Below are 12,847 nucleotides of genomic sequence, written 5' to 3' on the forward strand. Positions count from 1 at the left end.
TCACTCCCCTTCGTTTTTCGCATAACTGATATTGCCGGATACCGCCGCTTCCAGTGTAATCGAATTCGACTTCGCTATTCGCGGATAAATGCCGGCCTCGTTCAAGGACGCATACAGATCAGGCAACGTGTCCTCGTCCATGGCGTCGGACAACGCGTTCCTATCGCCGATCGCCTCGATGCGGTACGGGCTTTGGATGGCGTTGAGTCCGACAAGAATCGACGAGCCCGCAGTTCGGATCGAAGTCTGCACGCCAAGACGGTATCCGTTGATCGAAATCGCCTCGGCGCCCGCACGCCACAGCAGCGACACCAGCATCTGCAGATCGCCGTCCGTCACCACACGGATGGCGGCGCCGGACGCGTCCCCGCCGTTGCCGTCGATGGAAGCGCTCAAAGGATCGGCAACCGTCAGCACGATTCCCGGCCCTTCCACAGGCAGCTGGCCATTGGCCATTTCGTCGGCCGTCAGCATTTCGGTATCGACCGAATCGTTCAGATTCCTCGACTGCTTCTCGACATCGGAGCGCAGATCGTTAACCGTATCCGTCAGCGATTGAGCCTGTGCGACCTCGTCCTCCAGCTGGCTGATCAGCTGTTCGCGCACTTCGCGGCGCGGATCCGTGCTCAACTGTTTGACGAAGATGGAACCGGCCAAACCGACCACGATGCAGATAAGAAAAACGATGATACGCGTCGTCCATAATGAAACCGGAGACGACGGACGCTGCAGCAGACGCGCATCCGTATACAGCATATCCATGGGACGATTCGTCAGATCGTCAATCAAACGAAGCGAGTCATCATCGGTTTTCCTATGATGGGGACGGGCCACGCCGATGCTTCCCGGAGCAGGGGCATGATGCGATTCCAAACCGGCAAACGAATGGGAAAACACCGCGCGACGCTTCGTCGGCATGTTCTCCTGCTGCACAGGAAAGCGATTGCGTACGGAAGGCTCATTCACCATCGGCAGATCGCCTGTCCGCAGCGATCAGGGCAAACCCCTGACGCATGTAGATATATCCCGCAAGCCAGTACAGGACGACACCCCAGATACAGGCGGCGATACCGAAATAATTGAGCAGCCGCGAAGCGGGATTGTTCCCGATATCCGCGAAGATCATCACGACAATGGCCACCATCAGCAAGGCCGTACCCGTTTTGCCGGCGAAATGCACAGGAAGCGGACCATAGTCATGCTGGGCCAGCATCACGATCAGCACCGCCATGATCAGATCGCGAAGCCCCACGACGATCAGCATCCACCATGGAATGACGCCGGCAAGACCGAGAGCCAGGATACTGCAGAAAATCAGCAGGCGATCCGCGATGGGGTCGAGGATCTGCCCTACTTTGCTGACCTGGTTGAACGTACGGGCGATGATGCCGTCGACGCCGTCCGAAGCGGCGGAAACGGCGATCAGCACCAAAGCCGACACCATCTCATGTCTGGAAATCAGCATGGCGATCACGGGAATCGACGCAATGCGCAGCAAACTGATGGCGTTCGGAACGGTAAACAACACATCCCGAGCCTCCGGACTGTACTTCTGATGCGTTTGGTTATTCATCACCCGTTCAATCATACCTTCAAATCAGATTCGCGAAGCCTGCAGTGCAGTGACGATGATACCGCGCGCGCCGACCTCGTAGAGTTCATCCATAAGCTGATTGACCTTCGCCTTCGGCACCATCACGCGCACCGCAGACCATTGCTTGTCGTGCAGCGGCGAAATCGTCGGGCTTTCGAAACCAGGGGTCACGGCCACCGCAGCGGTGACCTTGTCGACCGGGATGTCGAAATCCATCAGCACGTAGCGCTGCGCCGTGAGCACGCCCTGCAGTCGGCGGCTCAGCTTGACCAGACGTTCGTCATCCTCGGCAAGGCGCGGGGAACGGATCAGCACCGCTTCGGAATGGACGATCGGATCGCCGAAGATACGAAGCCCGGCATTGCGCAGCGTCGTACCGGTCGAAACCACGTCGGCGATCAGATCGGCGACGCCCAGCTGCACGGAGGATTCCACCGCACCGTCCAGATGAATGGTTTCCGCGTTGATGCCGTGTTCGACCAGATAGTCATGGACCAGTTTGTCGAACGAAGTGGCGACCCGCTTGCCTTCGATGTCGGCAAGCGAATTAATCGGGGAATCGTTGGGGGCCGCGAAACGGAACGTCGAGGCGCCGAATCCGAGCTGCAGATGCTCCTGCGCGTCAGTGCCGGAATTGAGCAGCAGATCATGGCCGGTGATGCCGACATCGATCGTGCCGCGGCCGACATAGACCGCGATATCGAGCGGACGCAGGTAGAACAGTTCCACATCGTTGTCGGGATCGTCCACGACAAGCTGACGCGGATTGCTGCGCAGCCGGTAGCCGGCCTCCGACAGCATATTCCAAGCGGGTTCGGACAGCATGCCCTTGTTGGGCACGGCGATTCTCAACATGATTCCTCCTCAGGCCGGATATGCGGACATGCGGACGCCACGCTTGACAGGAAGGTCCTGTCTTGCGCGGCGTCCGCAAACGCCATCAGCGCGTGCGCGGATCCGGCGTTACAGGTTCTTGTAGATATCTTCCAGCGTGATGCCGCGATCGATCATCATGACCTGCAGATGATAGATCAGCTGGCTCATCTCCTCGGCTGTGCGTTCGGCACCCTCATATTCCGCCGCGATCCAGGTTTCCCCCGCCTCTTCGACGATTTTCTTGCCGATGAAATGCGTTCCCTTGTCCAATTCGTCGACGGTCAGAGAGCCTTCCGGACGTGATGCGGCCTTCGCGCTCAATTCTTCGAACAACGATTCAAACGTCTTCATTATCGGAAGAGTCCTTTCAAACCAGATGGTCAGGCTTTGAATGCGGCCTCGGCTTCGTCGCGGATGGAGTCGATGGCTTCGGCCGGATTTTCCGCGCCGTATACCGCGGAACCGGCGACCAGCACGTCGGCGCCCGCTTCGGCGACGATATGCGCCGTGGAGGGGCTGACGCCGCCATCCACCTGGATCTTCGTGGCGAGGCCGCGGCGGGTGATCTCGTCACGCAGGCGACGGACCTTGGCCATCTGATTGTCGAGGAACTTCTGGCCGCCGAATCCGGGCTCGACGGTCATGATCAGAATCATGTCGAATTCGTCGAGAATGTCGAAGATCGGTTCGACCGGTTCGGCCGGGCGTACGGCGAAGCATGCCTTGCAGCCCATTTCACGCAGTTGGCGGGCCAGACGCACCGGAGCGTGGGCGGCGCCCATGTGGAAGCTGACGGAGGCCGCGCCCAGCTTGGCGTATTCCGGAGCCCAGCGATCCGGGTCCTCGATCATCAGATGGACGTCCACCGGCAGATCGGTGACCTCGCAGATGCGCTTGACGATCGGCTCGCCCAACGTCAGGTTCGGGACGAAATGGTGGTCCATCACATCGACGTGAACCAGATCGGCGTTGGCGATGGCCTTGAGGTCACGCTCGAGATTGCAGAAATCAGCGGACAGGATGCTAGGTGCGATTTGAATAGTCATGGCTCTCATTCTATGGAGGGTAAGCGACTTGGATCAGGCTTGTTGGGCGGGAATTTCACCCATTGGTACGGATTGTTCACTCTTTTCCGCGCCGCGGGCGGCGTTCGGAGCCTCCGAATCGTCCCGCGTGCCGGCGGACGCGCCGTCGGAGGAAACCGCATCATGGTCGGACGTCTGAGCGGCAGCCGTTTCGCGGGCGGTCGCCTCGCGCAGCGTCACGACAAGTTCGTCGGTCATGCGTCCCAGACGTTGCACGGCGATGAAGGCGATGACGCCGAGCACGAACACGACGATCGAGACCCAGACGTTTACGCGCACGCCGAGGAACGTGTGCGCGTAATCGATGCGCAGCGCTTCGATCCAGGTGCGCCCCGCCGTATACCACATCACATACATGGTGAACAGCGAACCGGCCTTCAGGACGTTCGCGGTCTTACGGCCGACCCATACCAGCAGCGCGGCGCCGATCAGATTCCAGATCAGCTCATACAGGAACGTCGGATGATACAGCGTTGCGCTGTCGTCGACGCTCAGACCCCAGGGCAGCGTCGTTTCCGCGCCGTACAGTTCGCGGTTGAACCAATTGCCCAGACGCCCGACGGCTTGGGCGACCAGCAGCGCCGGCGCGATCGCATCGGCGAGCAATGCCATCGGATAATGCTTATGGCGGCACCACAGCCAGGCTGCGACCGCTCCGAAGGCGATGCCGCCCCAGATGCCCAGGCCGCCGTTCCAGATGCGGAACATTTCCACCCAATCGCCGTCAGGTCCGAAGAATCGTTCCGGCGTGGTGATGATGTGGTATACGCGCGCGCCGATGATGCCGATCGGCACGCTGACCAGCGTGATATCCAGAATCTGGTCGAAGTCGCCGCCCAAACGCTTCCACCTCGTATTGGTGATCCATACCGCCAGCACGATGCCGGCGAGAATGCATAGCGCGTAGATGTGAATGGTCAGCGGTCCGATGGTGAACAGCGAAATCGGCGGGGATGGGATATATGCAAGTGTCATGGTTCCTTATCCTATAGCCTTCCGTCTTCGGGATCCGGCTTTTGTGCGATACGACGCAGCCAAAACGGGCGTGAACTTCCGCGCGGCGAGCATAAGGCACGGCATGCGCCGATGTTCCTCCGCACGGATGCATCGGCCGGCCGGCTCCCGTGGATCTTCCTGCCGCGTCAGTGCCGCCGGGCGTTGTGGACGCCTTCGGCCATCGCCTCGGTTTTCGCCGCCAGCGCCGACAGGCCGGCCTTCACCGGCAACGCGCCGCGCCCGGTTTCGTCGAGCAGCGTATGCACCAATGCCGATCCGACGATGACGCCGTCCGCGTATCGGCCGACGGTCGCCCCCTGCTCGGGGGTGGAGACGCCGATGCCGACGCATACGTTTTCGGCTCCGGCGCGACGTGTTCTTGCGACCAGGGTTTCCGGCGAAGTGCCGATGTCATCGCGTTCGCCGGTGACGCCCATGCGCGCCGCCGCATATACGAAGCCGCGCGCATCGCGGGCGACCACGGAAAGACGTTCGTCGGCCGAATCCGGAGATACCAGGAATATGCGGTCCAATCCATACCTGTCGGAAGCCTCGATCCATTCACCGGCCTCATCGGGGATCAGATCCGGTGTGATCAGGCCTGCGCCGCCGGCGTTCGACAGGTCGCGTGAGAAACGTTCGACGCCATAGTGGTAAATCAGATTCCAATAGCTCATGATCAGCGGCACGCCACCGGCTTCGGCCACGGCCTCGACCGCCCGGAATACGCCGGCGATGCGTTCGCCTGCGTTCAATGCAATCTGCGAAGCCGCCTGGATGACGGGACCGTCCATGACCGGATCGGAATACGGCAGACCGATTTCCACCATATCCACGCCATGTTTGACCATCGTGGCCAACGCGGCCGCAGAGGAATCCGGATCGGGGAGCCCATATGGCAGGTAGCCGATGAAAGCGGGCCTGTCATCTGCCTTGAAGCGGGAGAGCAAAGCCTCCGTGCGGCGTTCCGCGTTGCGCTCGACGCGGGTCATCGTTGTGTCGTTCATGCGATTCGTCCCTTTCCGCCCCATGCCTATCGTCCGCAGGTTTCGCTGCCCGGCACGCCGTTGGCTTCCAACGCGGCCGCCTGTTCGTCGGTCAGGTATCCGAACCACTTGCCGGCGGTGTTCATGTCCTTGTCTCCACGGCCGGAGACGTTGATGATCATCACCGGATGCTCGTAGCCTTTGGCCTTCAGATCGGCGCACGCCTTATAGGCGCCGGCCAAAGCGTGCGAGCTTTCGATTGCGGGGATGATGCCTTCCGTTTCGCACAGATCCTTGAACGCGGACATGGCCTCCTCATCGGTGGCCCATGAATACCGGACTCGTCCCATCTCCTTGAGCCATGCATGCTCGGGGCCGACGGACGCGTAGTCGAGGCCCGCGGAAATCGAATACGTGTCGAGGGTCTGGCCTTCCTCGTTTTCCAGCAGATAGCTCTTCGCACCCTGGAACATGCCGAGCTCGCCGGTGCCGGGCGCGAAGCGGATCGCGTGGCGCCCGCTGTCCGGGCCGTGGCCGCCGGCTTCGTAGCCGTAAAGATTCACACGCTCGTCGTCAAGGAAGGCGTTCATGACGCCAATGGCGTTCGAACCGCCGCCGACGCAGGCGCACACCGCGTCCGGATGGTCGATGCCATACCAATCCCGCAGCTGCCGCTTCGCCTCCTCGCCGATGATCTTCTGGAAATCGCGCACCATCGTCGGGAATGGGTGCGGCCCGGCGACGGTTCCCAACAGGTAATGCGTATCGGCGACGTTCGTCACCCAGTCACGCAGCGCCTCGTTGATCGCATCCTTCAGGATGCGATCGCCCAGCGTCACTTCCACGACTTCGGCGCCGAGCATGCGCATGCGGGCCACGTTCAGCGCCTGACGCCGGGCGTCGATCTGGCCCATGTAGATACGGCATTTCAAGCCCATCATCGCGCACACGGTCGCGGTGGCCACGCCGTGCTGGCCCGCACCGGTTTCGGCGATGACGCGCGTCTTGCCCATGCGCTTGACCAGCAGCGCCTGTCCGAGCGCATTGTTGATCTTATGGGCGCCGGTATGGTTGAGGTCCTCACGTTTCAGGAACACGCGCGGCCGGATGCCGGTTTTTTCGGCCAGACGCTGCGCGAAACGCGGCGCTTCGGTCAATGGCGATTGGCGTCCGACATACTGACGGTTCAGCCTGTCCAATTCCTTCCGGAATTCCGGATCGGCCTTCGCCTCGTCATACACGCGCTCGAGTTCGTCCAGCGCTCCGATCAGCGCTTCAGGCACGTAGCGTCCTCCGAAACGGCCGAAGTACGGGCCTTCATGTTCGCTCAACGGCATGCGCTCGGACGCTTTGACCGTTTTCCCGGCCGCGACCAGGCGCCGCACCGCCAACGCATGGTCGCGGGCCGTGGCCACGCCTTCGCCGACGAGCACGGCGTCCGCGCCCGCACGGGCGTATTCGTCGATTTCGCACGAGCCGAAGACACCGGATTCGGCGACTTTAATGACGTCTTCCGGCAGGTCGTCGCACAGCTGACGATATACGGCGACGTCCACCTCAAGGTCGTGCAGGTTGCGGGCGTTGACGCCGATGATCCGCGCGCCGGCGGCCACCGCGCGCCGGATTTCGTCCCGGTCATGCGTTTCGACGAGCGCATGCATGCCCAATTGATGCGTCAGATCAAGCAGATTGCGCAATCGCCCGTCATCCAACGCGGCGGCGATCAGCAGCACCAGATCGGCGCCGTGGGCGCGGGCTTCCCAGATCTGGTATTCGGTGACGATGAAGTCCTTGCGCAATACGGGGATCCGCACAGCCGACCGCACCTTATCCAGGTCGTCAAGGCTTCCTTCGAAACGACGGCCTTCGGTAAGCACGGAAATCGCGCTGGCTCCGCCCTCCTCGTATTCACGGGCGAGTCCTGCCGGGTCCGAGATATCGGCAAGATGGCCTTTGGACGGAGAGGAACGCTTGATTTCGGCTATCACCGGAACGGAGTCGGGCTGGCGAAGCCATCGTGTCGCGTCGAGCGCCGCAGGAGCCGCGATTGCGGTCCGCTTGAGCGATTCGAGCGACAGGATGCGTTCACGGGCCTGCTGGTCTTCCAGCGCGCCCGCTACGAGTTCGTCCAGTACCGACATGATTCTCCTCAGTGGGTTGGCGATCGTTGACTATGATCACTCACCACTGTATGCCGCACGAACAGTCCCGAACCGGGCATATCCTACATTGTGGGCACGTTTTTGGAACGGAACGGCGTTTACGGGCGTACGCCTTCCACCGCCGGCAACGGGCCGCCCTCAAGGAAGCACGACCGCTTTCCGGTATGGCAGGCGGCGCCGACCTGATCGACTTCGACCAGCAGCGCATCGCCATCGCAATCCAACGATACGGATTTGACATACTGCGCATGGCCGGAGGTATCGCCCTTGCGCCAATACTCCTGACGGGAACGCGACCAGAAGGTCACGCGGCCTTCGGTCAGCGTGCGCCGCAGCGCTTCAGCGTTCATATAGCCGACCATCAGCACGTCCTTCGAATCGTACTGCTGGATCACGGCCGCCACCAAGCCCTTGTCGTCAAGCTTCAACCGCCCGGCGATGCGCGGGTCGAGAACGGTGGAATTATCGTATTGATCCGTCATCATGCTTTGCCTCTCCCCCAGACACATTCAGCGTACGGCATGACCGGCGGCGCGGATGGCGTCCTTGACCTCGCCGATGGTCACCTTGCCGTAATGGAAAATCGATGCGGCGAGCACCGCGTCGGCGCCCGCTTCGATCGCGGGCGGAAAATCAGCGGCCTTGCCTGCGCCGCCGGAGGCGATTATCGGAATCTTCACTTCACGGCGGACGGCCCTGATCATTTCCAGGTCGAAGCCCTGCTGAGTGCCATCGGCGTCCATCGAATTGAGCAGGATCTCCCCGGCGCCCAGCTCTTCAGCGCGTTTCACCCACCAGATGGCGTCGATGCCGGTCGATTTGCGACCGCCCATCGTAGTCACTTCAAAACCGGATTCGGTATGCCGCTCCCCCCGCTCACGGCGGGCGTCCACCGACAACACCAGCACCTGGTTGCCGAAACGTTGGGCGACGCGGCTGATCAACGTCGGATCGTTGATCGCCGCGGTGTTCACGCCGACCTTGTCTGCGCCGCAGCGCAGCAGAGAGTCCACATCCTCCGGCGTGCGCACTCCGCCACCGACCGTCAATGGTATGAACACCTGTTCGGCCGTACGGGAGACGACGTCCACCATCGTGCGGCGATGCGAGCTGGAGGCGGTCACGTCAAGGAACGTCAGTTCATCGGCGCCCTGCCGGTAGTATTCGCGGGCCAGCTCGACCGGGTCGCCGGCGTCGCGCAGGTTCTCGAAATGCACGCCTTTGACCACCCGGCCCGCATCGACGTCAAGACACGGTATGACTCGTACCGCCAGCGACATGATTCCCTCCCGATCTCTGATCTCGCATATTCGCCCCGGCGGGGCCGTTCGTTGCCTATTGTTCGCGAGAGACGCTTCGGCCCATGTTTTCAGTCCATATTCTGGACCGGCTTCTCCTTGGCCGCCAACTGCCCGCAGGCACCGTCGATATCCTGGCCTCGAGTGTCGCGCAAGGTGGCGGTGATGCCCGCATTGTGCAGGATTTCAAGGAATCGCCGCTCATCCTCCGGCTTGGAGGCCGTCCACTTCGAGCCTTCGATCGGATTAAGCGGAATCGGATTGACATGCGCCCAATTGTCGCCGTAATGGTTCAGGCGCTTGGCCAGCAGGCGGGCGTGTTCCTCCTGATCGTTGATGCCACGCATCAACGCGTATTCGATGCTGACGCGGCGCTTGGACGACAGGAAATAGTCGTGCGCGGCGTCCAATACCTGCGTGGTGTTGAAACGTTTGTTCATCGGCACAAGCTCATCGCGCAGCTCGTCGCTCGGCGCATGCAGAGACACCGCAAGACGCACCGGAATGCCTTCGTCGGTCAGCTTTCTGATTCCTGGAACGACGCCGACCGTCGACACGGTGATGTTGCGTGCGGAGATGCCGAAGCCCTCCGGCGGCATCGCGCTGATCTGGCGTACCGCCGAAAGCACGGACTTGTAATTGCCCATCGGCTCGCCCATGCCCATGAACACGATGTTGCTCAAGCGGCCCGGACCGCCGGCGACCTCGCCGTCACGCATCATCTTGGCCGCCACACGCACCTGCTCAAGGATTTCGCCGGTCGACATGTTGCGGGTGAGCCCCAGTTTGCCGGTTGCGCAGAACGGACAGCCCATGCCGCAGCCGACCTGGCTGGAAATGCACAATGTGGTGCGCGTCGGATAGCGCATCAGCACGGATTCGATCAGGGAGCCGTCGAACAGCCGCCACAATGTCTTGACGGTGGTGCCCTGGTCGGCGATCTGGCGCGTCACTTCGGTGATCAGCGTCGGGAAGAACGTCGCAGCGGCCTCGGCGCGCTTCGCCGCAGGGAAATCGGTGAATTCCTCGGCGTTGACGTCGAAATGGCCGTAATAATGATTGGCGAGCTGCTTGACGCGGAATTTCGGCAATCCCAATCCCGCGGCGCATTCGATGCGTTCCGCTTCGCTCATATCGGCGAAGTGAACGGGCGGTTTGCCGCGACGGGCGTGGTCCTTCGACAGCACGTCGCGAAACGCACCGGAAGTGCCGCCCGGGGTGATGCCGCTTTCCGGTGCGTCATTGGAGATGTCATTGGATGCGACTGATCTGAATTCGCTCATTGATTCTTTCCGATGGGGATTGGTTATATTCGGTTCCGGCCGTTGCCGGTCGCGCATTACAAGCCGGTGGACCACAGCAGCAGGCAGAGGAACGGCGCGGACAGCAGAATGGAATCGACGCGGTCCATCACGCCGCCATGGCCTTTGAGCAGATGCCCCATATCCTTGATGCCGATATCGCGTTTGAGCATCGAAGCGCACAGGTCGCCGAAAGTGCCGACGATGCCGGTCACTATGCCGGCGACGATCGGAGTCCACCAGTAGGCCGCGAATTGCGTTGCGTCATAGGTCGCGGCGAAGATCGCGAAGGCGCCGACCATGGCGAACAGCACCGAGCCGATCAGTCCTTCCACCGATTTCTTCGGGGAGATGCGCGGCGACAGCTTGTGCTTGCCCAGCCATGCGCCAGCGATAAGGCCGCCGGTATCGCTCAATGCCGGCAGGAATACCAGCATGATGGCATGGGCGACGGGATGACCGTTGAAGGTCAGAGCAATCACCAAGCATGATGCCAGAAGAGGAATGTAGAGCACGGTGAACATCGAAACCGCGACGTGGCTCAGTCGGCTGTGGCGCCGTTCGCCTTCCTCGTGGTTGAAGGAGGATTCCAGACGCGCGTTGGCGTCGGTATGCGACAGCTTGTCGGCCACGGCAAGGCTCAGGCGGCTGCCGAAGGAGATTTTCGCGCTGGCCGCGACAGCCACCAGCAGCAGCGATACCAGCACGCATACGGACATGGCCACGATATGGTGCGGTGAGTAGTACGTGGTCAGCAATGTGACCGCGGAGCACAGCCACAGCATGACGACCGGAATATGCAATCCCGCTGTGGCGAAATCGACGCGCAGCTCCCACAACGCCAGTATCATGAACGCGACGATCAATATGACGAACAGATCGATGCTGATCAGCAGACATGCGAGAATGACCGCTACAAGCAACACACCCGTGGCGATGGCCTGAGGCATGTTGCGCCCGGTTTTCCTGTTGATATCGGCCAGAGTCTGCTCGGCTTCCCGTTCACGCTGTTCGAGCTGCCCCAATTCACGCTCCTTCGTTGACGCATAGACCGCGTTCGACATGATAACTGCGCCCGTCAAACGCTCCTACGGTTGCAAGGTCAAATGACGGACGCAGCACTCGACATGGAAGCCTCAGACCTCCATGATCTCCTTCTGCTTGGATTCCAGCAGGGCATCGAGCTCGTCGGTCGTCGTCTTGGTGACCTTGTCGAGCTCCTTGAGCAGACGATCGCCCTCGTCCTCACCCATCTCGCCGTCCTTGACGGCCTTGTCGATGCTTTCCTTGGCCTTGCGGCGGATATTGCGCACGGCGACCTTGCCGTCCTCCGCCTTGCCCTTGGCGAGCTTGACGTATTCCTTGCGGCGTTCCTCGGTCAGCTCCGGCATGGTCAAGCGGATCACGTTGCCGTCACGGCGCGGGGATGCGCCGAGGTCGGAATCGCGAAGAGCCTTTTCGACGGCGTTGACCTGGGAGGCGTCGAACGGGGTGACGGCCAGCGTGCGCGGCTCCGGCACGCCGATGGTGGCGACGGCCTTCAGCGGCGTCGGGGCGCCGTAGTAGTCCACGGTGATGCCGTTCAGCAGGGCCGGATTGGCGCGGCCGGTGCGGATGCCGGAGAAGTTCTCCTTCGTCGATTCGATGGTCTTGGCCATCTGTTCCTTGGCCTGGTCTACAAGATTCGCCATTGGTTGCTCCTTTGATAGGTGGTTGGGTTTGATTGTACTTGCTGATTCGCCTTTGAATGCTCTTGACAGCCGTCGCCGGCCGCCATCCAGCGTGTTCAGGCAAGCGTCGCGTCGGCTTGGGAGACCAAAGTGCCGATGTTCTCGCCGAGCAGGGCGCGGGTCACGTTGCCTTTCTCCTCCAGGCCGAACACGCGGATGCACTGCTTGTTGTCGCGCGCCATCGACAGTGCGGACGCATCCATCACGGCAAGATTGTCGACAAGCGCACGGTTGTAGTCCAACGTCTTGAACAGCTTGGCCTGCGGATCCTTGCGCGGGTCGGCGGTGTACACGCCGTCGACGCCGTTCTTGCCCATCAGCACTTCGTCGCAGTGGATTTCGAGGGAACGCTGGATGGACACCGTGTCCGTGGAGAAGTACGGCATGCCCGCACCGGCGCCGAAGATCACGACGCGTCCCTTTTCCAGATGGCGAATGGCCTTGAGCGGAATATACGGCTCGGCGACCTGCCCCATCGTGATGGCGGTCTGCACGCGGGTCGCCTGTCCCTCCTGCTCCAGGAAGTCCTGCAATGCCAGACAGTTCATCACCGTACCGAGCATGCCCATGTAATCGCCGCGGGACCTGTCGATGCCCGCCTGCTGCAGTTCGGCGCCACGGAAGAAATTACCGCCGCCGGTCACAACGGCGACCTGCACGCCCTGCTGGACAGCCGGCACGATTTCCTCCGCGATACGACGAATCACCTTTGTGTCGATGCCGACGCGACCGCCGCCGAATGCTTCACCGGACAGCTTCAGCAGCACCCTACGGGGCTTGACGGATGCGTTTTCGCCAGTCATATACAGCCTTTCTTGC

The 12,847-nt window shown here is 61.5% G+C and carries 14 protein-coding genes; all 14 read right to left on the reverse strand.

The window, feature by feature from the left end:
- Positions 1–969 (reverse strand): DUF881 domain-containing protein, encoded by a 969-nt coding sequence (locus AC1AX7_RS02855; RefSeq protein WP_476508593.1) that lies wholly within the window; start codon positions 967–969, stop codon positions 1–3.
- Entirely contained in the window at positions 959–1,573 is a 615-nt protein-coding gene (locus tag AC1AX7_RS02860) for a CDP-alcohol phosphatidyltransferase family protein (RefSeq protein WP_476508594.1), read from the reverse strand. Before AC1AX7_RS02860 ends, AC1AX7_RS02855 begins: the two co-directional genes overlap by 11 nt.
- A 24-nt stretch (positions 1,574–1,597) precedes the next feature.
- Positions 1,598–2,449 carry an ATP phosphoribosyltransferase gene (hisG, locus tag AC1AX7_RS02865; protein WP_476508595.1) on the reverse strand — a complete coding sequence of 284 codons (852 nt, stop codon included), beginning with the start codon at positions 2,447–2,449 and terminating at the stop codon, positions 1,598–1,600.
- Between the two features lie 108 nt (positions 2,450–2,557).
- Complete coding sequence (locus AC1AX7_RS02870) at positions 2,558–2,821, reverse strand: phosphoribosyl-ATP diphosphatase (protein WP_476508596.1); 264 nt, start codon at positions 2,819–2,821, stop codon at positions 2,558–2,560.
- 29 nt (positions 2,822–2,850) lie between these two features.
- Positions 2,851–3,516 (reverse strand): ribulose-phosphate 3-epimerase, encoded by a 666-nt coding sequence (gene rpe, locus AC1AX7_RS02875; protein WP_476508597.1) that lies wholly within the window; start codon positions 3,514–3,516, stop codon positions 2,851–2,853.
- 33 nt (positions 3,517–3,549) lie between these two features.
- Positions 3,550–4,530, reverse strand: coding sequence for a prolipoprotein diacylglyceryl transferase (lgt, locus tag AC1AX7_RS02880; protein ID WP_476508598.1), 981 nt, complete (start codon positions 4,528–4,530; stop codon positions 3,550–3,552).
- A 167-nt stretch (positions 4,531–4,697) separates the two neighbouring features.
- Positions 4,698–5,558, reverse strand: coding sequence for a tryptophan synthase subunit alpha (gene trpA, locus AC1AX7_RS02885; protein ID WP_476508599.1), 861 nt, complete (start codon positions 5,556–5,558; stop codon positions 4,698–4,700).
- A gap of 26 nt (positions 5,559–5,584) precedes the next feature.
- A complete protein-coding gene (locus AC1AX7_RS02890) occupies positions 5,585–7,678 on the reverse strand; it encodes a bifunctional indole-3-glycerol phosphate synthase/tryptophan synthase subunit beta (RefSeq protein WP_476508600.1) in 2,094 nt (697 codons plus the stop codon).
- A gap of 119 nt (positions 7,679–7,797) precedes the next feature.
- The gene (hisI, locus tag AC1AX7_RS02895) at positions 7,798–8,181 is read right to left on the reverse strand and encodes a phosphoribosyl-AMP cyclohydrolase (protein ID WP_476508688.1); all 384 of its coding nucleotides are present in this window, start codon (positions 8,179–8,181) and stop codon (positions 7,798–7,800) included.
- A gap of 27 nt (positions 8,182–8,208) precedes the next feature.
- Positions 8,209–8,979 (reverse strand): imidazole glycerol phosphate synthase subunit HisF, encoded by a 771-nt coding sequence (hisF, locus tag AC1AX7_RS02900; protein WP_476508601.1) that lies wholly within the window; start codon positions 8,977–8,979, stop codon positions 8,209–8,211.
- An 89-nt stretch (positions 8,980–9,068) separates the two neighbouring features.
- A complete protein-coding gene (gene rlmN, locus AC1AX7_RS02905) occupies positions 9,069–10,280 on the reverse strand; it encodes a dual-specificity RNA methyltransferase RlmN (protein ID WP_476508602.1) in 1,212 nt (403 codons plus the stop codon).
- 56 nt (positions 10,281–10,336) lie between these two features.
- Entirely contained in the window at positions 10,337–11,362 is a 1,026-nt protein-coding gene (locus AC1AX7_RS02910) for a phosphatidate cytidylyltransferase (RefSeq protein ID WP_476508689.1), read from the reverse strand.
- 72 nt (positions 11,363–11,434) lie between these two features.
- Positions 11,435–11,989, reverse strand: a complete 555-nt coding sequence (frr, locus tag AC1AX7_RS02915; protein WP_476508603.1) for a ribosome recycling factor — start codon at positions 11,987–11,989, stop codon at positions 11,435–11,437.
- A gap of 95 nt (positions 11,990–12,084) precedes the next feature.
- Entirely contained in the window at positions 12,085–12,831 is a 747-nt protein-coding gene (gene pyrH / locus AC1AX7_RS02920; protein WP_476508604.1) for a UMP kinase, read from the reverse strand.
- Positions 12,832–12,847: the final 16 nt, after the last annotated feature.

This window comes from Bifidobacterium sp. LH_449 (genome assembly GCF_056356755.1).